Genomic DNA, 26,409 nt, shown 5'->3' on the forward strand with positions numbered 1-26,409 from the left:
CCTGGTGCGGTGGACAAGAAAATTCATCTAAGGATTCATCATGGTTGTTATTCGTCTGGCTCGCGGCGGCTCCAAGAAGCGCCCCTTCTACAACATCGTCGTGGCCAACAGCCAGCAGCGTCGTGACGGCCGCTTCATCGAGAAGGTCGGTTTCTACAACCCCGTCGCTTCCGGTGCTGCCGAGCCTCTGCGCGTCGCTGTTGACCGCGTCAACTATTGGGTGGGTGTCGGCGCTCAGCTGTCGCCTACCGTCGAGCGTCTGGTGACCCAGGCCAAGAAGGCCGTTGTCGCTGCTTGATTGAACGCAAATGACAAGAGTCCCCGCTGATCCTCGTCCTTCGTCCTCGGCTTCCGAGGAGGTCTCCTGGCCCGAAGATGCGATTGAGGTGGGGTGTGTTCTTGATGCCTGGGGCGTCAAAGGCTGGTTCAAGGTGCAAGCCTATTCCAGCGATGCCCAGGCCCTGTTTTCCTCGCGGCGCTGGTTTCTCAAGCGTCCCGAGATCGGCGGCCAGGCCGCGCCTGCCCTGCCTCAGGGCAGCAAGGCCCTGCCTGCCCTGCTGAAGATTCTCTCGATTCGCGAACATGGCGAAGGCCTGGTGGCCAATGCCCAGAATGTCGCGGATCGCAATGCGGCCGAAGCCCTGCGCGGCGCCCGCATCTTCATCTCCCGCTCGGCCTTCCCGGCGGCGGATCCCGATGAGTATTACTGGGTCGATCTGATCGGCCTGACCGTGCTCAACCGCCAGGGCGAGACCCTGGGTCAGGTCGAAGGCCTGATCGATGCGGGCCCGCACAGCGTGCTGCGCATCATCCCGCCGGGCCTGGTGGCGCCGGTGAAGCCCGATCAAGAGCGCCTCGTTCCCTTCGTTGCCCGCTTTGTCGACGATGTGGATCTGGAGCAGCGCGTGATCACCGTGGACTGGGGCCTGGACTTCTAAGCCCGGGCCAGCGCGCATGCGCTTCGACCTCATCACCTTATTCCCCGAACTGTTCGGCCCGCAGCTGAGCCAGGGCGTTACGCGCCGTGCCTTCGAGAGCGGGCAGGTCGATGTGCGGCTGTGGCAGCTGCGCGATTACGCCAGCGACAACTACCGCCGCGTCGATGACCGCCCCTTCGGCGGCGGCCCCGGCATGGTGATGCTGGTCGAGCCACTGGAGCGCGCCCTGGCGGCCGTCAAGACGGCCCGCCTGGCTGCGGCGGCGGATGGCGATGCGCCGCCGGCCATTATCCACTTCAGCCCCATCGGCCGCCGCATGGACCAGGCCTTGATGCAGGAGCTGGCTCGAGGGCCGGGTGCCGTGCTCTTGTGCGGCCGCTACGAGGGCATGGACCAGCGCTTTCTCGACCGGCATGTGACGCTGGAGCTGAGCCTGGGCGACTTTGTGCTGTCGGGCGGCGAATTGCCGGCCATGGCCTTGCTGGATGCGGTGGCGCGCCTGCAGGACGGCGTCTTGAACGACGCCCAGTCGCATCAGCAGGACAGCTTCTCCGATGGCTTGCTGGACTGCCCGCACTACAGCCGGCCCGAGATCCTGAGTGGCTTGGCCGGCCAGACCGAGGACTTGCCCGTGCCGGCGGTGCTGATGTCGGGCCATCACGCCCAGATTGCCCGCTGGCGGCGCGAGCGTTCGCTGGAAATCACCTGGCAGCGCCGCCCCGAGTTGATCCATGCGGCGCGCGCCGCAGGGCGGCTGAGCAAGGCCGATGAGCGTTTTTTGCAGCAATTGCAGGCGGCAGCCAAGCAAGCCTAGGCGAATTCAGGAAGTCAAGCTATACTAGCGGGCTGTCCGATCCTCTGGTGGGTCGAGTCGGGTTTGAAAAAGCTGCTGGTTTGGGCTTGATTCAAAACCATTTTTTTGTCGCCTTGGTTCTCATGTGGGCCCCAAGGTTTCGGCGCCACCATGATCACTAGGAGAACTTTGTGGACTTGATCCAAACCCTTGAGCAAGAAGAAATTGCTCGTCTGAACAAGACATTCCCGTCTTACGCCCCTGGTGACACCGTCATCGTGAGCGTGAACGTCGTCGAAGGCACCCGCAAGCGCGTGCAGGCTTTCGAAGGCGTCGTGATTGCCAAGCGCAATCGCGGTCTGAACTCCAGCTTCATCGTTCGCAAGATTTCGAACGGCGAAGGCGTGGAACGTACCTTCCAGCTGTACAGCCCTTTGATCGCTTCGATCGAAGTCAAGCGCCGTGGCGATGTCCGCCGCGCCAAGCTGTACTACCTGCGTGAGCGTTCGGGCAAGTCGGCTCGTATCAAGGAAAAATTGGGTTGATCCGCGGTTTTTGATCGCGTATCCATCCTGTAGAAAAACCGCCCGAAGCTTGGCTTCCGGGCGGTTTTTTTCATTTCAAGCGGCTCCCGCGTTTTTAGCCTCCACCGATGTCTCGAGTCCCCATTCTGGATCCCAAGGCCGTGCCCGTGCAGGGCCGTGACGCGCACTTGCCCGAGGTGCCCGCACAGGCGCTGACACCCGAGGCCTTGCGTGCGCGTTTTGCCGCGCCACCTATCTGGACCCCAGAGTTGCAAGGCGACGGTGGTCGTTTCAGCGATCGCTCGCCGGCCGATGCCGCCGTGCTGATGCCGCTGGTGATGCGCGAGCAGGGCTTGCAAGTCCTGCTGACCCGCCGCAGCGCTCAGCTGCGCTCGCACGCGGGGCAGATCAGCTTTCCGGGTGGGCGGGTGGAGCCGGATGACGGCTCGGCCGAGGCGGCGGCCCTGCGGGAAACGGTGGAGGAAATCGGCCTCGCTTCTTCGCATATCGAGCTGATAGGCCGGCTGCCGGTCTACGCCACCGTGACCTCGTTTCAGGTCACGCCGGTGGTGGCCCTGGTGCGGCCCGGCTTTGAGCTGAGGCTGGACGCCGTCGAGGTGGCCGAAGCCTTTGAAGTGCCGCTGGCCTTTCTGATGGACCCGGCGCATCACCAGCGCCATCGCTTTGTCTTCGAGGGCGGAGAGCGCCACTTCCTTTCCATGCCCTGGGCGCCGTCCGCAGGCCTTGCTCAAGGCCAAGCGTCGTTGCAGGAGTACTTTATTTGGGGCGCGACGGCCGCGATATTGCGCAACTTCTACCGCTTCCTTTCGGCGTGAGCCGCAGCGCCCGCTATCATCTCCGGCCATGAACTTCTTCGCGGTCCTTTTGGCCTTGCTGTGTGAGCAGCTGAAACCTCTTCGCCATGGCAATGGCATTCATCGCAGCGTGATCGGCTGGGTCCGCTGGACCGGTCGTAACTTCGACGCCGGACGGGAACATCACTCCACCGTCGTGTGGGCCATCACCGTGCTGGGCCCGGCCCTGCTGACGGCGCTGATCTATCTGAGCGTGCGCCATTTCAGCCTCATCCTGGCCCTGATCCTGGATGTGGCTGTGCTCTATCTGACCCTGGGCTTCCGCCAGTTCAGCCATTACTTCACCGATATCCGCGACGCGCTGGAGCGCGGCGATGATCTGGAGGCGCGCCGCCTGCTGTCCGAGTGGCGCCATCTGGACGCCAGCGAGCTGCCGCGCACCGAGTTGGTCCGCCATGCCATCGAGCACTCTTTGCTGGCGGCCCACCGCCATGTGTTCGGCGTGTTCTTCTGGTTCATCGTCTTGTCGACCCTGGGCCTGGGGCCGGCCGGCGCCGTGCTCTACCGCATGGCCGAGTTCGCCAGCCGCTACTGGTCTTTCAAAAGCCGCACCCTGGATGCGCCTACCAATGAGCGCCTGATGCTGCTGTCGCGCCGTCTGTTCGGCTGGATCGACTATCTGCCCGCCCGTCTGACCGCCACCGGCTTCACCATCGTGGGCAATTTCGAGGAAGCGGTGAATGGCTGGCGGCGCGACGCCAAGCTGTGGCTGCATCCCAATGAGGGCATCATCCTGGCCTCGGCCGCCGGTGCCCTGGGCCTGCAACTGGGCGGGGTGGCCGCGCCCGGCGTGACGCCCGACCGCAGCAAGACCTTCAATTCCGGCGTGGATGCCGACGCCACCGGCGCCGATGGCTCCACCCCGGGGCAGCCCCCTCAGCTAGGGCATTTGCAGAGCGTGGTGGGCCTGATTTGGCGCTCCGTGGTGCTGTGGATGTTGCTGCTGGCCTTGCTGACCCTGGCCAATTTGCTGGGTTGAGCTGCGGCTGCGGGCCTGCTGCAGGCGCTTGCAGGCCACAGACTTTGGTATTCGTGCGCGCTAAGGGCTAAAGTTAGCGGTGTTCCGGTCGATAGAGGGCTTAGAACCCTCTCAATCCGACCTCTGGGTCAGCTCTGCCGACCGTCAGCGCTGGCCTTGAGTCGGCCTTGCAAAGTCTTCCTCGCGGAGGTTTGCCATGATTTCATCAGTGACGTCCTCATCAGTTCCCGACCCCGGCCTGGCTGCTCTGCGTCCAACGGCCGAGGATCTCAGCAAGAAGCGCGATGCCAGTGCCGCCCCTGCATCGGCTCCCGTGGGCAGCGGCGACAGCGATTCCGCCGTGGTTCAGCTGTCTTCGGAAGCCGTGCGCCTGTCTGGCCAGGCCAGTGACAAGCCGGCGGCTGCCACCAGCGTCAAGAAGTATGCCGATGCCGATGCCAACCAGGATGGCCGCGTCAGCGTGCTGGAGGCCCGGGCCTACGACTTCGCCCATCCCACCATCCCCAAGCCGGAGCGTGATGGCGACCAACCCCCGGCGCGCAGCGCCATGGCCGATGTAAAGGCTTATGAGGCCGTGGCCCGTGCGGGCCGCAGCGTCTGACGCAGGCTTTCTTTTTCCCCAAACAAAAGGCCCGCAATTGCGGGCCTTTGCTTTGGTGCGCGGGGATGCGGATCCCCGGCTAGTCTCAGCTGCGGGCTTGGATGCCGGCAATCGCCCATTCACGGCTTTCGTCCAGGGGGCGAACCAGATGCCAGACTTCGTCGAAGTTCTCGGCCGCCGCCTCGCTCTGCTCGCGGATCAGGCCCCAGAAGCGCACGCTGACGATCTGTTGGCCGTTTTCCTGCGCGCGCTCGACGATTTGTGCGTCCAGTTGCAAGACATCGGTGCGCTGCGCGGCACCCTTGCGATCCAGCAGTTCTTGCTGCACGACGCCGAACATCTCGGGCGTGGTGAAGCGGCGCAGATCGTTCTGGTCACCGGCATCGTTGGCGGCTTGCAGGCGGATGAAAACGCGCTTGGCCAGTTGCTCAAAGCCGGCCGTGTCGAAGCCATCGTTGACAGGCAGGGCCGGGCCGTTACCCGCGGCCAGCGGCGCGGCTGCTGCGGGCGACAGGCTGTTGAACAGATTCGTGCTGGGGGCGGCCACCGGCTGGGGCTGCGCGGGCGCCGGGCCGCTGGCCGGGAAGGGTGCGCCGGCACCGGCGAACTGCATGCCTTGGGATTTGGCCTTGTTGGCCGCAAAGCGGCGCATCAGGAAGCCGATCAGCATGAAGGCGGCGAAGCCGATCAACAGCATGGTCACGATATTGGCCAGGGCGCCGCCCATGCCAAAGTGGCTGAACAGGGCGGCGATACCCAAGCCGGCGGCCAGGCCGGCGAGCGGGCCCATCCAGTTGCGCTTGGGTGCGGCAGCGGGCGGGGTGGCCATGGGGGCTGCGGGCGCGGCTTGCTGGGGCGCGGCCTGCTGGGCGGGCGCGCCCTTGCTGGCCTCGTGCGGCTGCGTCGGGGTGGCCCGCTTCATGCCGGAGGAGCCGCCACCGCCCAGGCGCTTGGCATGGGCATCGAAAGAGGCGACGCCCAGTGCGCAAACGGCAATCAAAGCTGACAGAACCATACGTTTCACAAACATCTCCTGAATTGCCGCGAGGGCCTGGGTGCAAAAGTGGGGCCAGGGTAAGCGATTTCAAGTCGGGCTTGTTCGCGCATCGCCCTGCCGCTGTGCTTCAGGCCTCTCGCACATCGGCCAGCACGGTGCTGCCGAAATCGGGCCGGGCCAGGAATTTGAGCACCTTGGCCGCCGCGTCCTCGGGGCTGCTGAGAAGGCCCGCGTTCTTGAAGTTGGCGAATACGGCCTGGTCGGGGAATTTGGCCGGGTCGCCGCCGCGCAGCTGGACCTGCATCTCGGTGTCGATGATGCCGGGCGCCAGGGAGACGATGGCGGCACCGTCCGGCTTGGCCGCTTCGTCCAGGGCCATGGCGCGGGAGAGATTGTCCATGCCGGCCTTGGCCGCGCAGTAGGGGGCGGCGCCGGCCATGGCGCGGCGGCCCAGGCCGGAGGAGATATTCAGCACCCGCCGCGCCCGCCCCAGGCCGGCCGTGCCGCGCAGAAAGGCGCTGCTGAGCAGCAAGCAGGCCTCCAAGCCCACGCGCAAGGCGTTGGAGAGTTCGGCCAGCGAGGCTTCTTCCACCGGGCCGGGGGCCGTGACCACGCCGGCGTTATTGATCAAGCAGGCCTGGCTGAAACGGTGCTGGGGCTGGGGCTGGGCCTCCAGCCATTGCTGCAGGGCCTGGGCGGCGGCCAGGGGCTCGGCCAGGTCCAGCTCCCATTGCTGCAGCTCGGCGCCCAGGGCCTGGGCGGCGGCGTCCAGGCCGGCGCTGCGCCGGCGCGAGATGCCTATCACCAGATGCTCGGGGTTCAGCAACTGGCGGGCGATGGCCTCGCCCATGCCGCGCGAGGCGCCGGTGATGATGAAGAGTTGCTTGGCTGGGCTCATATGGGGGCTCCTGGAACTGGGCGGCGCTGGAACACCAGCAGCAGATTGTTGGCGGGCATGCCGAGCTGCTGCACAAGCTGCAGGTCTTGCTCGGCGGCAATGGATTCGATGTGGCCCAGGCTGCGCAGGCCCCAGGCCGGGTTGCGGGCACGCAGATCGGCGTCAAAAGCGAGATTGCTGGGCGCGGTGGGCTGGCCCTCGACGATGAAGGGGCCGTAGACGAGCAGGTGGCCCCCAGCACGCACATGCCGGGCCGCGCCCCGCATCAGCCCGCGGGCGCTGTCCGGCCCCGAGATATGCAGCATATTGGCGCAGAAGATGGCGTCCACCTGGGCATGGCTGGCCGGCAGAGGCCAGGTCTCTTGGCTGACGTCCAACTGCAGCGGTGCGGGCCCTTGCGGCCACCAGTGGGGGATGGAGGCCAGGGCGCTGGCCTCCGGGTCCGAGGCCAGCCACTGCCAGCCCGGCAGCAGGGCGGCGAAATGTGCCACATGCTGGCCGCTGCCGCTGGCGATCTCCAGGGCCAGGCCTTGCGGCGGCAGCAGGCCCAGCAAGGCCTGGCCGATCGGCTGCTTGTTGCGCTCGGCGGCGGGTGAAAAGCGGGCCGCTGGATGGGCGGGTCTTGCGTCAGACATGGTTCAGAACTCCGGTGGGCAATCGATCTGCAGGCCCCAGTCGGGCAAATGCAGGCTGCGGGCATGCAAGCACATGCGCAGGCCCGGCAGCTCGGCGGCGGGTGCCTGGTCTTGCGGGCCGCTGTACAGCGTGTCGCCGACGATGGGGTGACCCAGGGCCAGCATATGCACGCGCAGCTGGTGGGTGCGGCCGGTCAGCGGCTCCAGCAGCACGCGGCTGTTGGGGCCCTCGTGGCCCAGCAGGCGGTAGCGGGTCTGCGAGGGCTTGCCATGTTCAAAATCAATTTTCTGGCGCGGGCGATTGGGCCAGTCGGTCTGCAGGGGTAGATCCACCGTCTGCCATTCGGCACTGCCGCCGCTCATCGGCAAATGCCCTTGCAGCAGGGCTTCGTAGCCTTTGTGCACCCGCCGCTCGGCAAAGGCGAGGCTCAAGCAGCGCTGCATGGCCGGGCCACGCGCCAGCAGCAGCAGGCCCGAGGTGGCCTGGTCCAGGCGGTGCACGATCAAGGCCTCGGGGTAGTGCTGCTGCACCCGGTGGATGGCGCAATCCTGCTTGTCCGGCCCGCGGCCGGGCACCGACAAGAGGCCGCCGGGTTTGTTGACCAGCAGCAAGTCGTCGCCCACGAAAACCGGCGCCAGGCCTTGCATTCAGAACCTGTCCACCCAGCCCGACTGCAGGGCGGATTGCGGGCTGGCCCCGGCCGCCCGCACGGCCTGCAGGGCGGCATCGCGGTCCTGGCCCAGAGACTTCAACACACAGGCCGCCACCGTGCCGGTGCGGCCTATGCCGGCGGCGCAGTGCAGCAAGACCTGGTCGCCCAGTTGCAGGCTGTGGCAGATCTGCTCCACGCCCTGGCGAAAGGCCTGTGGGTCGGCGCCCAGGCCGAAGTCGCGCATGGGCAGGTGTTGCCAGCGAAAGGGCAGGCGGCCCTCGGCAATCGCCTTGTGGTAGCCGGGCGAGAGCTGGGCCACCTCCTCCAGCGGGTTGAGGCAGACCACCAGGCTCAGCTGGCGCAGCCGCGCCTCGTCCAGAAAGGCGCCCCAGGACTCCAGGCGGCCGGGCATGGACTGCAGCCACAGGCGGCCGGTGGCGCTGCTGGCAGCGGGCAGGGGCAGAGGACGGAATGGCATGGAGCGGGGTGGCAGCTGGACAGGCCCGCATTGTGCCCCCGAGATGGTGGTGAGCCCCTCGCCCAGTCTCGCCCTGCTGAACGCGGGCGAGCCTGGTCGGTCCCCCGAGGGGACGAGGCCGACTGCGGCATTGAGCCGCTGTCGGCCTCAGGCGGGCCGGCTTGGGAGCGGCCCGGCGCTCGGCCCGAAATACCCTGTTCTTATGCGTCATGGGTGCCGCGAACGCGGCATGGATAAAGAGGTGTGAATAGACCTGCGGCGCCCGTAGTTAATCAATAAAAAGTTTGTTTATTTGGCGGGCCGTGGCAGCATGCCGCGCATCGATCACGCGAAGGCAGCCCATGGACGGCAGTTCCACCCCCTTGCAGCTCAAGCACCCGACCTGGGTCTTGCTGGCCATCTGCGCCATGGCCTTGATGAGCACGGCCGGTGTGGCCATGCCCTATCCCATCCTGGCGCCCATCTTTGTGGGCGGGCCGGTGGATGATTTCACCCACTTTGCCGGCCTGGAGCCCAAGTTTTTGATGGGCGTGGCGCTGGCGGCCAATCCCCTGGGCATTCTGATCGGCAGCCTGTTCATCGGCCCGATGTCGGACCGCTACGGCCGCCGCACGGTGCTGGCGCTGACGCTCAGCGCCACCTTGCTGGGCTATCTGGCCACGGCGCTGGCCCTGGGGGAGCGGGCCTATCTGCTCTTTGTGCTGGCCCGCTTCATCACCGGCCTGACCGAGAGCAATGTGGCCGTGGCCCGCGCCTTGCTGGCCGATATGCATGGGCAGATCGACCGCACCCGTGGCTTCGCCTGGCTCAATGCCTGCTTGTACATGGGATGGTTGCTAGGCCCCCTGGTCGGCGGCCTGACCCTGCCGCTGGGCGAGCCCCTGCCCTTTGTGCTGGCGGGCCTGGCCATGCTGCCCTGCCTGCTGGTCTTGCTGCTGTGGGTGCCGGGCCAGCGGCCGGGCGAGCGGCAGGCCTGGTCCTGGCGAGCCTTGTGGTCGCAGCAGGCCCTGGGCCTGCTGGCCAAGGATCGGGCCTTGCTGGCGCTCTTCATGGTGCAGCTGGCCTACACGGCAGGCATCAATGCCTTGTACGAGTTTGCGCCGCTGTGGATGCTGGAAAACCTGGGCCTGGACAGCCGCGGCATCGCCTGGGTGACGGCGGCGCAATGCGCGGCCATGACCCTGGCCAGCGTGGTGGCCGGCAAGCTCAAGGCCAGCGCCCGGCCGCTGCGGCGGGCCGCGCTGCTGGCCCTGTGCGCGGCCCTGGGCCTGAGTCTGCTGGCCTGGCTGCCCGGTGCCCAGGGCGTGCTGGCCATCGTGGCGCTGGGTGTGCCGCTGGCGCTCTACAACGCGGTGCTGCCGGCCTGGGTGTCCGAGCGTTTCGCCGCCTACGGTCAAGGCCGGGTGATGGGTTTGCTGTCCACCGTGTTCTGCATGGCCAATGTGCTGGTGGCCTTGGCCGGCGGCGCGATTGCGGTCCTGTCCACCCGCTGGATCATGGGCCTGGGGGGCCTGACCTGCGTGCTGGCCGCCCTGGCCTTGCTGCGCCTGGCGCGTCTGGAGGGCCAGCGATGAAGGGCCGTGCCGAGCAGCTGCTGTTCCAGCTCAAGAGCCGCGGCCCGCAGCCCGCCGCGACCCTGGCGGCGGCTTGCGCCATCACCCCCATGGGCGCCCACAAGCAGCTGCAGGAGCTGGCCCTGCAAGGCCTGGTGCAGGCCCAGGACGAGGCGCGCGGCGTGGGCCGGCCCACCCGGGTCTGGCGCCTGAGCGAGGCCGGCCATGCGCGCTTTCCCGACCGCCACGCCGATCTGGCCCTGGCCTTGATACGGCATACCGCCGAGCTGCTGGGCCCCGCTGCCCTGGAGCAGCTGATCGCCGCACGCGAGCAAGCCAGCGAGGCCACCTACCTCGCCCGCATGGCCGGCAAGCGCAGCCTGCTCACCCGCCTCCAGGCCCTGGCCGCCGCGCGCGCGGAGGAGGGCTATATGGCCCGGGTCGAGGTGCAGGGCCGCGGCGCAAACCAGGTCTTGCTGCTGATCGAGGACCATTGCCCCATCTGCGCGGCCGCGCGCGAATGCCAGGGCTTTTGCCGCTCGGAGCTGGCCTTGTTCCAGCGCTGCCTGGGCCCGCAGGTGGCGCTGAGGCGCAGCGAGCATGTGCTGGCCGGTGCGCGTCGCTGTGTCTACGAGGTCCGGGCGTCTTGACGTAGCTGGCGCAGCCAGCGCCGCGCCAGCCAGCCGGCCAGGGCGATCAGACCGGCCCCCAGGCCTAGCAAGGCGTACAGCCAGGGGCTGGCCTGCTGCAGGGCCTGCAGCAAATCGTTCAGGAAGAAGGCCATCACCAGGGTGGAGGGCAGCATGCCCAGGGCCGTGCCCAGCAACATCTGCCACAGGCGGATATGGGTGGCGCCGGCCACCAGATTGACCACGGCAAAGGGTGCGATGGGGACCAGGCGCAGGGCGATGACGGCCAGCAGGCCGCGCTGGCCCAGGCTCTGGCTGATCTGGTTGATGCGCGGGCCGCCGATGCGGCACAAGGCCTCGTGGCCCAGTATCTGGCCCAGGCCATGGCTGAGGGCGGCGCCCAGCAGGGCCCCGCCCATGGCGCAGAAAAAGCCGGTCAAGGGGCCAAAGGCGGCGATCACCAGCAGGCTCAGCAGGGTCAGGGGGATGGCCAGGCAGAGCGCCAGGCCCAAGGCCAGCACGGCCCAGGCCGGGCCCGTGGCCTGGCCCAGGGCCTGCAGGCGCGGCAGCAGCAGCTCGGGGTTCAGGCTTTGGCGCAGCGGCGTGCCGCTCCAGGCCAGGGCCAGGGCGAGCAGCAAGCCCAGGCACAGGGCCAGGGCCAGCAAGCGGCGCCGCAGGCGGCGGCGCTGATCGTCGTCGGCCGGCATGTTCAGGCGGGCAGGCCCGGCGGGCCACCGCCCTGCTGCAGGAATTCGCGCAGGCAGGCGGCCAGCTCGTCGACATGCTGGGGCTCGAAGATGGAGCCATGCAACCCGCTGATTTCACGCGTTTGCAAGGTCTTGGGCATGCTGCGCTGCCAGGGTTGGAAGAGCAGGCGATTCCAGCTGGCCAGGCCCGAGGACTTGACCAGCAGCACCGGGCCTTCGTAGCTGGGGCAGCGGAAGCCGCGCAGGGCCAGCACCTGGCTGACCAGGCCGGGGTCGCTGAACATGGCGCCCAGGCGGCGGCCGTTCATGCTGAGCTCCTGCACATGCAGCTTCTGCACCAGCCAGCCCAGCGTGCGCCAGGAGGCGGTGCCGCCGAATAGGGCGTCGGGGTGGATGGTGTCCAGCAGGATCAGGCCGCGCGGCGGGCGGCCGCGGGCCTGCAGCTCCAGCGCAGTGGCGAGGGCGCTGACGCCACCCACCGAGAAGCCGGCCAGCCAGCCCGGCTCAGCCCCCTGGGCGGCTATGCAGTCGGCATAGAGCTTGGCGAACTCCGGCATGCTGGCCGGCGCCGGGTCCAGCGGGGCCTGCAGCATGAAGAGATTGGCGTCGCCCTTCAGCGCCCGGGCGAGGTTTTGCAAGCGCATCACATCGCCATGGCCCGAGGAGGCCAGGAAGAGCGGGGCGGCGCCCGCGCTATAGCCCATGGAGCGCAGAATGCCCGGCCTGGCCTGGGGGGTGCCCAGCGCCTCGGCCAGCTGGGCGATGGTGGGGTGCTCGGTGAGCAGTTGCAGGGGCAGGCGGCGGCCCAGCTGCTGCTCCAGCGCGTCCAGAATGCTCAGCGCCGCGAGTGAATCGCCGCCCAGATCGAAAAAATTATCGTGGATGCCGACGGCCGGCAAGGCCGCGCCGCCGGGCGTCTGCAGGGCCAGCTGCCATTGCTTTTGCAGCTCGCGCTCCAGGTTGCTGCTGGCCTCGCGCTGCGCCAGCCTGACGCTGACGGCCTGGGGCGCGGGCAGGGCGGCGTGGTCCAGCTTGCCATTGGCGCTCAGCGGCAGCTGGGCCATCAGCGTGAAGCTGGTGGGCCGCATATAGTCCGGCAGCCGGGCGCGCAGGCCGGCCTGGACCTCGGGCACGCTCAGGCCCGCGTCCGCCGCCAGCCAGGCATGCAGCAGGGCACGGCCCTGGCTCTCGATCTTTTTGACTACCGCCTGCTGCACGCCGGGCAGGGCCAGGCAGGCGGCCTCGACATCGCCGAGCTCGATGCGGTAGCCGCGCAGCTTGATCTGGCGATCGTCGCGGCCGGAGAAATGCAGATGCCCCAGGGTGTCCAGCCAGCCGCGGTCGCCGCTGCGGTAGATGCGGCCACCGGGCACAAAGGGATCGGGCAAAAAGACCTGGGCGCTCAGCTCCGGCTGGCCCAGATAGCCGCGCGCCACGGCCTCGCCGCCGATGAAGATATCGCCCACCACGCCAAAGGGCTGGGGCTGCAGATCGGCGCCCAGCACATAGATGCGGGTGTCGTCGATGGGCCGGCCTATCGGCAGGTCCTGGCTCAGCTCCCCGCGGATCAAGCCCTCTTGCCCCTCGCTCAGGCCCAGGCTGCGGGCGTCGGCGAGGGCGGCCTCGGCCGGCTGCTCCGCCGCGCGCGCGCAGGGCCAGGCGGTGGCGAAGATGGCGGTCTCGGTCGGCCCGTAGACGTTGTAGAGCTGCACGCCGGTTTCGCTGACGAAGCGCTGGGCCAGCTCGGGCGGCAAGACCTCGCCGCCGCAGCAGGCCACCCGCAGCTTCAGGCCTTGCTTGCCGCGCCAGGCGGCCAGCAGGCCGGTCAAGGTGCTGGGCACAAAGGCGCTGAAGGTGGCGCCGTGGCGCAGCATGAATTCGGCCAGGCGCTGGGGGTGGAGGCGGCCGGGCGGCGGCAGGGCGATGCTGGCGCCCTGGGTCAGGGGCAGCAGCAGCTCGATCAGCGAGGGGTCGAAGCCCAGCTGGGTGCCCTGGGCCGAGCGGTCATCGGCATGGATGGCCCAGGCGCGTGACAGCCATGCCAGGCGGCGCGACAAGGTGCCGTGCTCAATCATCACGCCCTTGGGGCGGCCGGTGGAGCCGGAGGTGAAGAGCACATAGGCCAGATCCTCGGGCCTGGCCTTGGCCCAGGTCCAGAGCGAGGAGCTGCCGGCCTCGCTGCCCGCGCCCGGCGGCAAGGGCGGGCTGGGGCTGAGGGCGGCGAAGGTCTCGACCGGCTCGCGCACGCTGGGCAGGCGCAGGCAGCGGGGGTGCAGGCCGGGCAGCTCGGCCGGCATGCTGGCGTCCACCAGCAGGGCCACGGCCTCGCTGTCGAACAAGATGCCGGCCAGGCGGGCCTGGGGCATTTGCGGGTCCAGCGGCAAAAAGGCAGCGCCCGCGCGGGCAATGGCCAGCAAGGCCACCACCATTTCGGGTGAACGTTCCACCGCCAGCGCCACCACCTTGTTGCGCGCCGCGCCCAGCAGGCGCAGGCGGCCGGCCAGGGCCTCGACGCGCCGGGCCAGGGCGGAGTAAGTCATCTGCCCCTCGTCCCAGACCAGGGCGCAGGCCTCGGGGCGCAGGGCGGCCTGGTGCTCGAACAGATCGATATAGGGTTGCGGCGTTTCCAGCTGGGCGAGGTCTTGGTGCAGGCCATCCAGCAAGGCCCAGCGCTCCGCGGCCGGCAGCAGGTCGATGTCCTTGAGCAGGGTCCGGGGCTGCTGGACCAGGTTTTGGGCCAGATGCCAGAGCCGGCGCCCCAGCATGGCGGTCTCGGCCTCGCCAAAGCACAGGCGGCTGGACTCCAGCACCATCTCCGGGTCGGCCTCGCTGTCGAACTCGCAGATGCTGACGGCCAGGGGGTAGCGCGCCAGGCCGGAGAAGAGCTGGCGCGATTCCCGCAACTGGGCCTCGCCGAAGCTCAGCTGATAGTCCTGGCGCTCGAAGGACAGCAGCACGTCCAGCAGGCTGTCGCGGCCTTCCCGCATCAGCTGCAGGCGGTGGCTCAGCTCGCTCAAAGGGTAGCGGGGGTGGCGCAGGGCGCCCTGCATCTGCAGCTGGATCTGGGCCAGCAGCTCGGCGGCGCTGACCTGGCGGTCCACCTGGATGCGCAGGGCCAGGATGCCGACAAACATGCCCGGCGTCTGGCGGTAGCGGCGGCCGCCGCGGTTCAGGCTGGGCACGCCGATCAGGACCGAGTCGCGCTCCTGCGTGCGCGCGAAATAAAGCGCCAGCGCGGCCAGGAAGCAGCTGAAAGAGGTGGCGCCCAGGCTCGCCGCCGCCTCTTTGAGGGCCGCGTAGTCCTTGCGCGCCAGGGCTTGGGTGATCAGCTGGGCGGCGGGCAAGGTCTTGCTGCCGGCGGGCTCTTGCGCAGCGTGGCCACGGGCCTGGATCAGGGGCTTGGGCAAGTCGCCCACCTGCTGCGCCCAGAAGGCCGCATCGCGCTCGAAGGCGGCCGAGCCCTGGTAGGCGCGGGACTCCTGCACAAAAGCCTGGTAACTGCTCTCTTGCGCGGCTTGGGCGCCCAAGCTGCCGAGCAGGTGGTGCAGGTCCAGTTGCTCGGCGGCCGCCGTCCGGCCTCGCTCCTGCGGGCTCTGGCCCAGGCCTTGGTAGAGCTCGGCCCAGGCGCCCATCACCTGGGTCGTGCCCCAGCCGTCCATCACCAGATGATGGAATTGGATCGTCAGGCCGTGCAACTGCTCGTCAAAGCGCAGCAGGGCAAAGCGCCAGGGCGGCTGGCCATTCAGCACAAAGGGTTCGCGCATGCGGCTGTTCCACCAGGCGCGCATGGCCTGCTTGGCGGCGACTTCGCCCGCTCCGGGCGGGGCGATCTCGACAATTTCCAGCTGCGGTTCGAAATAGGGCAGCAGGCGCTGGGTGCCGTCGGCCAGCGGCGCCAGTCGCAGGGCTTCGTGCCGGGCGACCAGCAGGCGCAGGGCTTGCTGGAAGCGGGCCAGATCCAGCCGCCCCTGCAAAAACGCGCCGCCGCCGATATTGAGATGGCTGCTGCCCGGCCAGGCGCGTTGGTCCAGCCAGACCTCGCGCTGGCTCAGCGACAGCGGCATCACCTGCGAGCGCTCGTCCCAGGCCAGGGCAGCCGGCTTGGCATGCGCGGCCCCATCGTTGCTCGCTGTTGCGGGCATCTCACGGGCATTCAGCGTCGAGTTCAGGGCCATTCTTTTCGCTGCTCCCATTGAGCGATTTTTTCCATGGCGTAGCGGTAGCCGACCTCGGCAATATCGGCCGCTTTGGCATAGGCCATCAGTGAAAAATCACCGACCGGCGGCTCCAGATAATGGTCGGCCTGGGAGATGGTGCGAAAGCGCTGGCTCTGCCCGCCGACATGGCCGGCGGTGTAGAGGATGTCGGCAATGCCCGGCGAGGCCGGCGCCGCGGCCGAGAGCATGCGGCGCAAGGTGCTCTTGAGCGTCAGGCGCTCCAGCCCAGGGTCGGCGCTGAGCTTCTCCCGCACATCCACATCGATGGCGATGATGCTGCCATTGCCGCGCCGTCGCTCTAACGGTGTACCCAGGCGCATGCGCATGGCCTGCACCGGCACGTTCTCCAGGATGGCGCCGTCCACCAGCAGATGGCCGTCCTGCAGCACCGGCGGGAACAGGCCGGCCGGCGAATTGCTGGCCAGCACGGCCCGCCACAGCAGGCCCTGGTCCAGCACCGTGGTCTTGCCCAGGCTGAGATTGCAGGCGGCGGCGAAAAATGGGCGCCACAGCGTCTCGATGCCGCGCTCGCCAAACATGCGGCGCAGATCGCGCTCCACCCGGCGCCCGCCCACCAGGGAGATCAGCGGCAGGGTGGGGCGTTCGCCGCCGGTGGCAAAGGCACGGGTGTCGTGCAGGATCTGCGCCAGGCTGCGGTCGCAGGCCAGCTGCGCGCCGATCAGGGCGCCCATGCTGTTGCCGCCTATCAGGTCGATGGGGATATGCGCTTCGTTCAAGGCCCGCACAATGCCCAGATGGGCGAAGCCGCGTGCGCCGCCTCCGCCCAGCACCAGGCCGACGGCGCTGCCGGTCAGGTAACGGGCCAGTCGATGGGCGTCGGCACGGCGGCCCTGGCGCAGGGGGTAGACGCGCTCCAGCGAGCGCCCCGCCAGCCAGGGGGCGGGGGCGCTGGGTTGGGCGGCATCGGCGGCGTGCATCAGCACCAGATGCTGGCGCTTGAGGGAGAAGCCGGCCTCCTGGCCGAGGCTGGCCTCCAGCGGGCCGGGCCGGGGCGAGGCCTGGGCCGAGGCCAGGAAGACCACTTGATCGGCCTGGCGCAGCGCGAAGCGGGTCCAGGCCAGGTCTTCGTGGCTGGTCTCGAACAGGATGAACTCGTGTTCCTCCTCCAGCCGCGTCATGTCCAGATTGCTGCAGGGCTCGCCATTGAGCAGTTGCTGGCCCTGGGGGGACAGGCTGAGATGGGCGCTGCGGCCCAGATGGGCAAAGCTCAGGCTCAGGTCCTGGGCCAGGCCGGTGGCTGCCGCGTCGGCATGCAAGGGCAGCAGGGTAAAGGTCTGGGCCAGGCGCTGATGCTCGGTGCCGGCTTCGCTGTTGTAGCGCATGCGCTCGTAGACGGCCTGCAAAAAGGCTTGGCTGAGCTCCAGCGGGAAGCGCGGCAGCAAGGCTTCATAGGACTTGCGGCTCAGCAGGGCCAGGCGCGAGTCGCGCAGGGCGCTAACGTCCTGGGCGCGCGGCTGGCACAGAATCATGCCCAGCTCGCCAATGCTCTGGCCGGGCTGGATCTGGTTGTAAAGCAGCAGTTGGCCGTCGCGGTCGTGGCGGGAGACCCGCAGGCCGCCGCTGATCACGAAGACGATGCTGTCGGAAGGTTCGCCCTCATGCAGCACGGCCTCGCCGCCGTGGACCAGGCGCGGCTCCATGACATCGGCCAGCGCCTGCAGGATTTCTTCCCGCAAAGCGCCGAAGACGGTGCTGGAACGCAGCACCTCAAGCACACGAACGCGAAAGCTCAGCGGATGCTCCATGCGCCGAGTCTAGTCTCGGGCATGGCGGGCGGCCGCCTTAAATAGTGTGCAAAAACGGCGCCAATCCGGGCTTCAAAAGCCCCTCAGATCAGTTCTTCAGCAGCGCCGAGCGGACGGCCGAGATCGACTCGCTCAGCTTGGTCTTGGCCAGGGCCTGGCATTGTTCCAGCGAGGAGGCGCTTTGCACGCCATAGGTGGTGGCGGTCTTGGCGGGCTTGAAGCTCAGGGTCTTGCCATTGCGCGGCATCATCATGGTGCGGGCGGTGATGACGCAGTTCTTGTCGTTGTCAAAGCCACCTTCGACTTCGGTCACAAAACCCCATTTCTTCACCGGGTAGAGCTTGGCCAGCTTGGGCGAAAGATCGGCGTCCCACAGGGTCTGGGCCTTGGCCTGGTTCATCAGGATTTCGGTCGAGTGGTCCACCACCAGATAGGCGGGTGCGGCGGCGAAGGCTTGGCCGGCACAGCTCAGGAGCAGGGCGGCGAACAGACGGGGTGCTTGCATGGGAATCTCTTTCCTGGGATCGCTGAAACAAAACTCGTGGGCCGCCGCCGAGGGGCAGCGGCCTTGAAATTGATTGTAGGGAGGCGAACCCGCGGAATTGGCCTCGCCTGCTCGGCGTATATACCTAGACCAATAGCCAGCCGGCGACGCGGTAGGTGATGAAGGAGGCCAGATAGGCCAGGCCGAAGAGATAGGCGGCCATCACCAGGGGCCAGCGCAGGCCGCCGGTCTCGCGCCGGGCGGCGGCCAGGGTGGCCATGCACTGGGGGGCAAACACAAACCAGGCCAGCAGGGACAGGGCCGTGGGCAGGGACCAGGTCTGGGCGATGATGGGGCTCAGGGCCTGGGCCGCGTCCGTGCCGCTGGCCGATAGGGCGTAGACCGTGCCCAGGGCGCTGATCACCACCTCGCGGGCGGCCAGGCCGGGCACCAGGGCCAGGCTGATCTGCCAGTTGAAACCTATGGGCTCGAAGATCATGGCCAGGCCGCGGCCCAGCGTGCCGGCAAAGCTGTACTCGATGGGGCTGCCGGTGGCGCCTGGGGGCGGGGCCGGGAAGGTGGACAGGAACCAGAGGATGATGGTCAGGCTCAGGATGATGCCGCCCACCCGCTTGATGAAGATGGTGGCGCGCTGCTGCAGGCCGATCAGCACATTGCGCGGGCTGGGCCAGTGGTAGCTGGGTAGCTCCATCATCAGCGGGCGCACCTGGCGGCCTGTGCTGAACTTCTTGGCACACCAGGCCACGGCCATGGCGCCGACGATGCCGGCCAGGTAGAGGCCGAACAGCACCAGGCCCTGCAGCTCCAACCCGCCCCAGACCTCGCGCTGCGGGATGAAGGCGCCGATCAGCAAGGCGTAGACCGGCAGCCGTGCCGAGCAAGTCATCAGCGGGGCGATCAGGATGGTGACCAGGCGGTCGCGCGGGTTGGCGATGGAGCGGGTGGCCATGATGCCGGGGATGGCGCAGGCAAAGCTGGACAGCAGGGGGATGAAGCTGCGGCCCGACAGGCCCACGCCGCCCATCAGCCGGTCCAGCAGGAAGGCGGCGCGCGGCAGATAGCCGCTCTCTTCCAGGATCAGGATGAAGAAGAACAGGATCAGGATCTGCGGCAGAAAGACCAGCACGCCGCCCGCGCCGGCCAGCACGCCGTCGGTGATCAGGCTTTGCAGATGGCCGGCCGGCAGCAACTGGCCGACATGGCCGCTGAGCCAGGCGATGCCGGACTCGATCATGTTCATGGGGGTTTCGGCCCAGGAGAACACCGCCTGGAAGAGCAGGAATAGCACCAGGGTCAGGATCAGCGGCCCGGCCACCGGATGCAGCAGCACACGGTCGGCCTTGTCGCCGGGCAGATCGGGCAGTTGGCTGTCCAGGCCCAGCGTTTGCAGGATGTCGCGCACCACGGCGTGGTCGACCTCGGGGCTGTGCTCGGGAGTGGCGCCAGGCTGGGCGGCTTGCCAGATGTCGGTCCGGTCCAGCAGGGTCTTCAGCTCGTCCACGCCCTCGCCATGGGTGGCCACGGTGGCCACCACCGGCACGCCCAGGGCTTCAGACAGTGCGGCCGGGTCAATCTTGAGGCCGCGCTTGGCGGCCAGGTCATTCATATTCAGCACCGCCACGCAGGGCAGACCCAGACGTTTGACGGCCAGCAGCAGGCGCAGATTGCGGCGCAGATTGGTGGCGTCCAGCACGCAGATCACCAGGTCGGGCCGCTTCTCGCCGCGGGCCTGGCCGGCCAGCACATCGCAGGTGACGCGCTCATCGGGCGAGCGGGCATGCAGGCTGTAGGTGCCGGGCAGGTCCAGCAGGCGCAAGACCTTGCCGGCGGCGCTGATCAGGCGGCCTTCCTTGCGCTCCACCGTCACGCCGGCGTAGTTGGCCACTTTTTGATGGCTGCCGGTCAGGCGGTTGAAGAGGGCGGTCTTGCCGCAGTTCGGATTGCCCACCAGGGCCAGCAGCGGGCCGGCCTTGTGGACATGGATGATGGCCTCATGCATGGCGGGCTCCCGCGCCGGCCGAGGGCGCGCAGACGCGCACGCATTCCGCCTCGGCCCGGCGCAGGGCAAAAGTGGACTGGCCGATGCGCACCACCAGCGGGTCGGCGCCGGGCATGCCACGCGCCATCACCCGCAGCGCTTCACCCGGCAAGAAGCCGATTTCCTCCAACCATTCGGCCCATTCGGGGGCATGGGCAGGTGCGGCAATGGCCTGCACCAGCAAGGGCTCACCAATGGCGGCCTGGGCAAGACTGGCGGGAGTGATAGCTGACATGGAGTGGGCCAGGGCGGCCGCCAGGGCATGGCGGCCGTGAATCAATTAAGAATGATTCTCATTGTATGCCTTGGCTGGGCGATTGCATGGTGCTGTGTCACGCCTATCGAACAAGGGCTTGGGCAAGCCGGTGGCAAAAGTCGGCAAACACGGGCGCGCAAACGTTTTAGTGTTTCTACTCCGCTGTCGATACACTGGCGCTTCTTACAATGTGCAGCGCGCTGTTCGGCCCGAATACGGCTTGAATCACGAATTCCTTCCGCAAGAGGCGCAATTTCGCCTTTTGCTCAGTCTTTCATCCTCTGCCAGCCCCCGCCACCGCCATGATTGCTTCCTCCTCGTTGATACGTGCCGCAGTGACTCTTGCCCTGACGGCCGCCGCCTGCTCCGCCCAGGCGCAGTCTCAGCCCGCCGTCATCTTTGATATGGGGGGCAAGTTCGACAAGAGTTTCAATGAGTCGGCCTACCGTGGCGTGGAGCGCTGGAAGCAGGAGACGGGCAAGAACTATCTCGAATTCGAGATCAGCAACGACACCCAGCGCGTGCAGGCGATACGCCGCATGGCCGAGCGCGGCGCCAGCCCCATCATCAGCGTGGGCTTCGCCCAGGCCTCGGCGCTGGAGCAGGTGGCCAAGGACTTCCCTAAGACCCAGTTCGCCATCGTCGACGCCAAGGTCAATCTGCCCAATGTGCAGTCCCTGCTGTTCAAGGAGCATGAGGGCAGCTATCTGGTTGGTGCCATGGCCGTGCTGGCCAGCAAGACCGGCAAGGTCGGCTTTGTGGGCGGCATGGACATTCCGCTGATTCGCAAATTCCAGTGCGGCTACGAGCAAGGCGCCAAGGCCACCAACCCCAAGGCCGAGGTCTTCTCGAATATGACCGGCACCACCTCCAGCGCCTGGAACGACCCCACCCGCGGCAGCGAGCTGGCCAAGGCCCAGTTCGCCAAGGGCTCGGACGTGGTCTTTGCCGCCGCCGGCGGCACCGGCTCGGGCGTCTACCAGGCCGCCAAGGATGCCGGCAAGCTGGCCATCGGCGTGGACAGCAATCAAAACCATCTGCAGCCCGGCACCATGCTGACCTCCATGGTCAAGCGGGTGGATGTGGCCGTCTACAACGTGCTCAAGGGCTGGAAGCCCGGCGTCAGCGAGCTGGGCCTGAAGGAGGGCGGCGTGGACTATGCCGCCGACCAGCACAACGCCAAGCTGCTGACGCCCGCGCTCAAGGCCAAGGTCGAGGCCATCAAGGCCGACATCGTCACGGGCAAGGTCAAGGTCGTGGACTTCATGGCCAGCGGTTCCTGCAAGTATTGATAGCACCCCCACGGCGGAGGCTTGTTGGGCATCCATGCTCTGCAAGGCCTCCTTTTTCTTGTCCGCCCGGCATTCAATAAATCCTTAGCGCATGAGCGAATCTTCAACGGCGAATCACCAGCCTGCGGCGTCGACCGGGCGCTCGCCCGCCGTCCGCCTGCTCGCGATCTCCAAGCGCTTCGGCGCGGTGCAAGCGAACAGGGAAGTCAATCTGACGATTGAGCCCGGCACCGTCCACGGTCTGGTGGGCGAGAACGGCGCGGGCAAGAGCACCCTGATGGCCATTCTCTACGGCTACTACCAGGCCGATGCGGGCCAGATCGAGGTGGGTGGCCGGCCGGTCCAGATCCACAACAGCCATCAGGCGATTGATTTGGGCCTGGGCATGGTGCATCAGCACTTCATGCTGGTGGACACACTCAGCTGCCTGGACAACATCATGCTGGGCGCGGAAGGCGGCTTCTTGCTGGCCCGCTCCAAGGCCAAGGCGAGGGCCAAGCTTGAGCTGCTGATGGCGGAGTCCGGCCTGCACGTACATCTGGACGCCTTGGTGGGCGATCTGCCGGTGGGCGAGTTGCAACGGCTGGAGATCCTCAAGGCCTTGTACCGGGGTGCCAAGGTCTTGATCCTGGACGAGCCCACCGCCGTGCTGACCCCGCAGGAAACGCTGCAGCTCTTCGAGACCCTGCGCCGCTTGAAAGAGAAGTCAGGCACGACGATTGTGCTGATCACCCACAAGCTCAAGGAAGTCATGTCGCTGTGCGACACGGTCACCGTCATGCGGGCCGGTCAGGTGGTGCAGACCACGGCGATCAGCGACACCAGCCCCGAGGCCTTGGCCGAGGCCATGGTGGGGCGCAAGGTCAATCTGGGCCGCAAGGCTGGGGCCCGGCCCTCGGGTGAGCAGGTCCGCCTGCGCGCCACGGGCTTGAGCCTGCGTGCGGACAACGGGGTCGAGACGCTGAAGGATGTGAGCCTGGCCCTGCATGCGGGCGAGATCGTCGGTGTGGCCGGCGTCTCGGGCAATGGCCAGACCGAGCTGCTGGAGCTGCTGTCCGGCATGCTGGCGCCGCAAGCCGGGCGCTTGACCTTGGCTCAGGCCGAGTTCGACGCCGCCAGCGGCCCCTGGTTGACGCCTGCGCGGGCGCGCGAACTCAAGCTGGCCCATGTGCCGGAGGACCGCCTGGCCTGCGCCCTGGTGAAGAGCTTCCCGGCCTGGGAGACGGCCGTGCTGGGCTATCAGCAGCAGCCGGCCTATCGCCGCGGTCTGAGCATGGACCATGGCCGGATGCGCGCGCAGACCGCGCAGATGCAGGAGCGCTTCGATGTGCGGCCGCGCGATGTGAACTTGGGTTCCTCCAAATTCTCCGGCGGCAATCAGCAGAAACTGGTGCTGGCGCGCGAGATCGGCCAGGCACCCAGCGTCTTGCTGGTGGGCCAGCCCACCCGCGGGGTGGACATCGGCGCGATCGAGTTCATCCACCAGCAGCTGCGCGGGCTGCGCGATGCCGGCTGCGCCGTCCTGTTGGTCAGCAGCGAGCTGGACGAGATCCTGGCCCTGGCCGACCGCGTCATCGTGATGAACAGCGGCCGCATCACCGGCGAGTTGGGGATTGAAGACTGCGATGAGAAAAAATTGGGACTGTTGATGGCTTCGCAACACGAGACGGCGCAAGCCGAGGGGCAGGCAGCATGAGCCAGGCCAAGACCTTGCCCCGCTGGATCGATGTGGGCCTGCTGCCGCTGTGGAATCTGGCCGTCGCCCTGGCCGTGGCCGGCCTGGTGGTGCTGGTCATAGGCCAGAGCCCCTGGCAGGCACTAACGATTTTGCTGCACGGTGCCCTGGGCAGTGCGCGTGGCATCGGCTACACGCTTTACTACACCACCACCTTCATCTTCACCGGCCTGGCCGTGGCCGTGGCCTTCCACGGTGGCCTGTTCAATATCGGTGGCGAGGGCCAGGCGACCTTTGGCGGCCTGGGCCTGGCCTTGCTGGCCTTGCTGCTTGGGCCCCATTTGCCGGCTGTTGCCTTGCTGCCCTTGCTGGTGCTGGCCGCGGCCTTGTTCGGCATGGTGTGGGCGGCCATCCCCGGCTATCTGCAGGCCTGGCGCGGCAGCCATATCGTCATCACCACCATCATGTTCAATTTTCTGGCGGCCAGCCTGAACGTCTATCTGCTGGTGAACTGGCTGCGTCCCGCGGACAGCATGTCGGTAGAGAGCCAGGCCTTTGCCGATTCGGCCCGCATGCCCAGCTTGCACAGCCTGGCCGCCATGCTGGGCTGGGAGCTGCCGTCCTCGCCGCTCAATCTGAGCCTGTTGCTGGCCGTGCTGGCCTGCATTTTCGTGCACTGGTTTTTGTGGAAGAGCGGGGCGGGCTATGTCTTGCGCGCCGTCGGCAGTGCGCCGCGCGCCGCGCATTACGCCGGCATCAAGCCACGCTGGCAGGTGCTCTTGGCCATGGGCTTGTCGGGCGCGCTGGCCGGCCTGGTGGCCGTCAACGAGATCTCGGGCGTGCAGGGCAAGCTGACGCTGGACTTTGTGGCCGGTGCCGGCTTCACCGGCATCGCCGTGGCCTTGATGGGGCGCAATCACCCCATCGGCATCGTGCTGGCCTCGCTGCTGTTCGGTGTGCTCTATCAGGGCGGGGTCGAGCTGTCCTTCGAGCTGCCCGGCTTCAGCCGCGAGATGGTGGTGACGGCCCAAGGCCTCATCGTGCTGTTCGCGGGTGCCATGGCTACCGTCAGCGTGCCTCTATTCGTCAAGCTGGTGGCCTTGTTCGGCGCCGCCAACAAGAACAAGGAGAGCCTCCATGGATGAGGTCATGATGGGCTCGGTGCTGGCCTCCACCCTGCGCGTCACCACGCCCCTGCTGCTCTGCGCCCTGGCGGGACTGCTGAGCGAGCGCGCCGGTGTGGTGGACATAGGCCTGGAAGGCAAGATGCTGTTCGCCGCCTTTGCCGCCGCTGCCGCCGCGAGTGCCAGCCATTCGACGGGGCTAGGCATCATGGCCGCCATCGCCGTGGCCTGCGCCATGTCCATGATCCACGGTTTTGCCTGCGTCAGCCACCGCGGCGATCAGGTGGTGTCGGGCGTGGCCCTGAATATGGTGGCCGCAGGGCTGACCGTGGTGCTGGGCATTGCCTGGTTCAGCCAGGGCGGCCAGACCCCGCCGGTGGACGCCAGCGTGCGCCTGACCGGCCTGATCCCCAGCTGGAGCGAGCCCGCCGCCGCCCAGGCCGCTCTGGGCCCCTGGCTCGGCGCCGTGCTGGGCCATGGGGTCTTGAGCCATAACGTGTTGGTCTATCTGGCTTTCGCCCTGGTGGCCGCCGTGTGGTTCTTCATGGAGCGCACCCGGCCCGGCCTGCGCCTGCGCGCCGTCGGCGAGAACCCGGCCATGGTGGATGCGGCCGGCGTGTCCGTCGCCGGCCTGCGTTATTCGGCCCTGCTGATGAATGGGGTTTTGTGCGGGCTGGCCGGCAGCTATCTGACCCTGGCCCAGAACGCGGCCTTCTCGCCCAATATGACGGCGGGCCGCGGCTATATCGCCCTGGCTGCGCTGATCTTCGGCAAGTGGAAGCCGGTGCCCACCTTGCTGGCCTGCCTGCTGTTCGGATTTTTGGATGCCCTGGCCATACGCATGCAAGGCGTTAGCCTGCCGGCCGCCTTAGGCGGTGCCGAGGTGCCGGTGCAAGCCATCCAGGCCCTGCCTTATCTGCTGACCGTGGTGCTGCTGGCCGGCTTCATCGGCCAGGCCTTGGCGCCCAAGGCCCTGGGCCTGCCTTATGTGAAGGAGCGCTGATTGAATCTCGCAGCTGACATCCAGCAGCGCTTGCTGCAGGCCTCGCTGGCCGCCCGCGCGCATTCGCATTCGCCTTACTCGCGCTATGCCGTGGGTGCGGCGATTCTGGACGAGCAAGGTCGCATCCATATGGGCGCCAATATCGAGAACGCGGCCTACCCGCAAGGCTGGTGCGCCGAGGCCACGGCCCTGGGTGCGATGGTGATGGCGGGTGGCCGCCAGGTGCGGGCCGTGCTGGTCAGCGGCCCCGGGCCCGACATCATCACGCCCTGCGGCGGCTGCCGCCAGAAGCTGCGCGAGTTTGCCGGGCCCGAGCTGCTCATCATCGCGGCCGATCCCGGCGGCATCCGCCAGCACTGGACCCTGGCCGAGCTGCTGCCCTACAGCTTCGGCCCCGACCATCTCAAATTTTGAAAGCAGTGAATATGATCGATAACAAAGCCCTGGACGCCAAGATTGACGCCACCCTTGCCCGCTTGAACAGCCAGTTTGGCGCCGCCCCCGCCGTGGCCGTGGTGCTGGGCTCGGGCTGGTCGGGCGCCGTCAGCCTGGTGGAGCAGGCTCAGCGCCTGAGCTATGCCGAGCTGCCGGCCTTTCCTCAACCCAAGGTGGAAGGCCATGTCAACGAGATCGTGCTCGGCCAGATCGGCGCCCAGCGTGTTGTGATGCTGCGTGGCCGCGCCCACACCTACGAGAGCGGCGACTGCACCGGCATGGCCGGCGCCCTGCGCAGCCTGAAGCGCTGGGGCGTCAAGGTCTTGCTGCAGACCAATGCCTCGGGCTCGCTGCGCCCCAGCATGCCGCCGGGCAGCCTGATGCTGATCAATGACCACATCAACGCGCCCCAGCGTTCGCCCCTGGTCGGCGAGCCCGGCAGCGAGCGTTTTGTGGACATGAACCAGGCCTATGACCGCGAGCTGCTGGCCAATGCCAGGCAGGTCGCGGCCCAGACCGGCCAGGTGCTGGGCGAGGGCGTTTACTGCTGGGCCTTAGGGCCGCAGTTCGAGACCCCGGCCGAGATCCGCATGTTTGCCGCCTGGGGGGCCGACGCCGTCGGCATGAGCACCGTGCCCGAAACCATTCTGGCCCGTCACTGCGGCCTGCGCGTGATGGGCCTGGCCTTGATGACGAATATGGCCGCCGGCCTGTCGGAAGAGGCCCTGACCCATGCCCTGACCCTGCAGCAGGCCCAGGCCTCGGGCGAGCGCGCCGCCGGCTTCCTGGCCGCCGTGGTCGCCAGCCTGGCCGAGCTGCCCTCGCTGCAGGCCTGAGC

26 protein-coding genes are annotated in these 26,409 nt (G+C 67.7%); 15 read left to right on the forward strand and 11 right to left on the reverse strand.

The features are described 5' to 3' along the window. The first annotated feature begins 40 nt into the window (after nt 1-40). The 7 genes from rpsP (at nt 41) to HNP55_RS12135 (ending at nt 4,710) form a co-directional block, all read left to right on the forward strand. Nucleotides 41-298, forward strand: coding sequence for a 30S ribosomal protein S16 (gene rpsP, locus HNP55_RS12105; RefSeq protein ID WP_124447902.1), 258 nt, complete (start codon nt 41-43; stop codon nt 296-298). Between the two features lie 10 nt (nt 299-308). After that, on the forward strand, nt 309-938 hold the full coding sequence (gene rimM / locus HNP55_RS12110; protein WP_184299562.1) for a ribosome maturation factor RimM: 630 nt from the start codon (nt 309-311) through the stop codon (nt 936-938). Nucleotides 939-954: 16 nt separating this feature from the next. Then, nucleotides 955-1,752: a tRNA (guanosine(37)-N1)-methyltransferase TrmD gene (gene trmD, locus HNP55_RS12115; RefSeq protein WP_184299564.1), complete on the forward strand. Its 798-nt coding sequence runs from the start codon at nt 955-957 to the stop codon at nt 1,750-1,752. Nucleotides 1,753-1,922: 170 nt separating this feature from the next. Continuing rightward, entirely contained in the window at nt 1,923-2,276 is a 354-nt protein-coding gene (rplS, locus tag HNP55_RS12120; protein ID WP_184299567.1) for a 50S ribosomal protein L19, read from the forward strand. Nucleotides 2,277-2,383: 107 nt separating this feature from the next. Beyond that, on the forward strand, nt 2,384-3,091 hold the full coding sequence (locus tag HNP55_RS12125; RefSeq protein WP_184299569.1) for an NUDIX hydrolase: 708 nt from the start codon (nt 2,384-2,386) through the stop codon (nt 3,089-3,091). A 28-nt stretch (nt 3,092-3,119) separates the two neighbouring features. After that, on the forward strand, nt 3,120-4,109 hold the full coding sequence (locus tag HNP55_RS12130) for a CobD/CbiB family protein (protein WP_184299571.1): 990 nt from the start codon (nt 3,120-3,122) through the stop codon (nt 4,107-4,109). Nucleotides 4,110-4,305: 196 nt separating this feature from the next. After that, a complete protein-coding gene (locus tag HNP55_RS12135) occupies nt 4,306-4,710 on the forward strand; it encodes a hypothetical protein (RefSeq protein WP_184299573.1) in 405 nt (134 codons plus the stop codon). A gap of 85 nt (nt 4,711-4,795) precedes the next feature. Here the strand turns inward: HNP55_RS12135 and HNP55_RS12140 are convergent, their stop codons facing one another. From HNP55_RS12140 to HNP55_RS12160, 5 genes are all read right to left on the reverse strand, one after another. Continuing rightward, nucleotides 4,796-5,725: a Tim44 domain-containing protein gene (locus tag HNP55_RS12140; protein ID WP_246448387.1), complete on the reverse strand. Its 930-nt coding sequence runs from the start codon at nt 5,723-5,725 to the stop codon at nt 4,796-4,798. 109 nt (nt 5,726-5,834) lie between these two features. Beyond that, nucleotides 5,835-6,605 carry an SDR family NAD(P)-dependent oxidoreductase gene (locus HNP55_RS12145; RefSeq protein ID WP_184299577.1) on the reverse strand — a complete coding sequence of 257 codons (771 nt, stop codon included), beginning with the start codon at nt 6,603-6,605 and terminating at the stop codon, nt 5,835-5,837. Continuing rightward, nucleotides 6,602-7,240: a DUF938 domain-containing protein gene (locus HNP55_RS12150; protein WP_184299579.1), complete on the reverse strand. Its 639-nt coding sequence runs from the start codon at nt 7,238-7,240 to the stop codon at nt 6,602-6,604. Before HNP55_RS12150 ends, HNP55_RS12145 begins: the two co-directional genes overlap by 4 nt. Nucleotides 7,241-7,243: 3 nt before the next feature. Further along, entirely contained in the window at nt 7,244-7,888 is a 645-nt protein-coding gene (locus HNP55_RS12155; RefSeq protein ID WP_184299581.1) for an RluA family pseudouridine synthase, read from the reverse strand. Beyond that, on the reverse strand, nt 7,889-8,371 hold the full coding sequence (locus tag HNP55_RS12160) for a tyrosine-protein phosphatase (RefSeq protein ID WP_184299583.1): 483 nt from the start codon (nt 8,369-8,371) through the stop codon (nt 7,889-7,891). Between the two features lie 341 nt (nt 8,372-8,712). Between HNP55_RS12160 and HNP55_RS12165 the strand changes: the two genes are divergently transcribed. Then, nucleotides 8,713-9,945 (forward strand): MFS transporter, encoded by a 1,233-nt coding sequence (locus tag HNP55_RS12165; RefSeq protein ID WP_184299585.1) that lies wholly within the window; start codon nt 8,713-8,715, stop codon nt 9,943-9,945. Further along, nucleotides 9,942-10,574, forward strand: a complete 633-nt coding sequence (locus tag HNP55_RS12170) for a helix-turn-helix transcriptional regulator (protein WP_184299587.1) — start codon at nt 9,942-9,944, stop codon at nt 10,572-10,574. The genes HNP55_RS12165 and HNP55_RS12170 overlap by 4 nt, the downstream gene beginning before the upstream one ends. On the opposite strand, the gene HNP55_RS12175 is transcribed toward HNP55_RS12170, so the two are convergent. From HNP55_RS12175 to HNP55_RS12200, 6 genes are all read right to left on the reverse strand, one after another. After that, nucleotides 10,553-11,260: a TVP38/TMEM64 family protein gene (locus HNP55_RS12175; RefSeq protein WP_184299588.1), complete on the reverse strand. Its 708-nt coding sequence runs from the start codon at nt 11,258-11,260 to the stop codon at nt 10,553-10,555. The two genes, HNP55_RS12170 and HNP55_RS12175, sit on opposite strands and share 22 nt — an antisense overlap. A 2-nt stretch (nt 11,261-11,262) precedes the next feature. Further along, nucleotides 11,263-15,435: a non-ribosomal peptide synthetase gene (locus HNP55_RS12180; RefSeq protein ID WP_184299590.1), complete on the reverse strand. Its 4,173-nt coding sequence runs from the start codon at nt 15,433-15,435 to the stop codon at nt 11,263-11,265. Continuing rightward, on the reverse strand, nt 15,426-17,243 hold the full coding sequence (locus HNP55_RS12185; protein ID WP_184299592.1) for a cyclic nucleotide-binding and patatin-like phospholipase domain-containing protein: 1,818 nt from the start codon (nt 17,241-17,243) through the stop codon (nt 15,426-15,428). The genes HNP55_RS12180 and HNP55_RS12185 overlap by 10 nt, the downstream gene beginning before the upstream one ends. Nucleotides 17,244-17,331: 88 nt before the next feature. After that, on the reverse strand, nt 17,332-17,748 hold the full coding sequence (locus HNP55_RS12190; RefSeq protein WP_184299594.1) for a hypothetical protein: 417 nt from the start codon (nt 17,746-17,748) through the stop codon (nt 17,332-17,334). A gap of 124 nt (nt 17,749-17,872) precedes the next feature. Next, nucleotides 17,873-19,747 (reverse strand): ferrous iron transporter B, encoded by a 1,875-nt coding sequence (locus tag HNP55_RS12195; protein WP_184299595.1) that lies wholly within the window; start codon nt 19,745-19,747, stop codon nt 17,873-17,875. After that, complete coding sequence (locus HNP55_RS12200; RefSeq protein WP_184299597.1) at nt 19,740-20,021, reverse strand: ferrous iron transport protein A; 282 nt, start codon at nt 20,019-20,021, stop codon at nt 19,740-19,742. The genes HNP55_RS12195 and HNP55_RS12200 overlap by 8 nt, the downstream gene beginning before the upstream one ends. Before the next feature lie 323 nt (nt 20,022-20,344). Between HNP55_RS12200 and HNP55_RS12205 the strand changes: the two genes are divergently transcribed. From HNP55_RS12205 to HNP55_RS12230, 6 genes are all read left to right on the forward strand, one after another. Further along, nucleotides 20,345-21,334, forward strand: coding sequence for a BMP family protein (locus tag HNP55_RS12205; protein WP_184299599.1), 990 nt, complete (start codon nt 20,345-20,347; stop codon nt 21,332-21,334). A 91-nt stretch (nt 21,335-21,425) separates the two neighbouring features. Then, nucleotides 21,426-23,030, forward strand: coding sequence for an ABC transporter ATP-binding protein (locus HNP55_RS12210; RefSeq protein ID WP_184299601.1), 1,605 nt, complete (start codon nt 21,426-21,428; stop codon nt 23,028-23,030). Beyond that, nucleotides 23,027-24,154 (forward strand): ABC transporter permease, encoded by a 1,128-nt coding sequence (locus tag HNP55_RS12215; RefSeq protein WP_184299603.1) that lies wholly within the window; start codon nt 23,027-23,029, stop codon nt 24,152-24,154. Before HNP55_RS12210 ends, HNP55_RS12215 begins: the two co-directional genes overlap by 4 nt. Continuing rightward, complete coding sequence (locus HNP55_RS12220; protein WP_184299605.1) at nt 24,147-25,136, forward strand: ABC transporter permease; 990 nt, start codon at nt 24,147-24,149, stop codon at nt 25,134-25,136. Before HNP55_RS12215 ends, HNP55_RS12220 begins: the two co-directional genes overlap by 8 nt. Next, entirely contained in the window at nt 25,137-25,550 is a 414-nt protein-coding gene (gene cdd / locus HNP55_RS12225; RefSeq protein ID WP_221439556.1) for a cytidine deaminase, read from the forward strand. Between the two features lie 11 nt (nt 25,551-25,561). Next, the gene (locus HNP55_RS12230) at nt 25,562-26,407 is read left to right on the forward strand and encodes a purine-nucleoside phosphorylase (protein ID WP_246448362.1); all 846 of its coding nucleotides are present in this window, start codon (nt 25,562-25,564) and stop codon (nt 26,405-26,407) included. Nucleotides 26,408-26,409: the final 2 nt, after the last annotated feature.

It is taken from the genome of Roseateles oligotrophus (genome assembly GCF_014204525.1).
Taxonomy (GTDB): Bacteria; Pseudomonadota; Gammaproteobacteria; order Burkholderiales; family Burkholderiaceae_C; genus Paucibacter_A; species Paucibacter_A oligotrophus_A.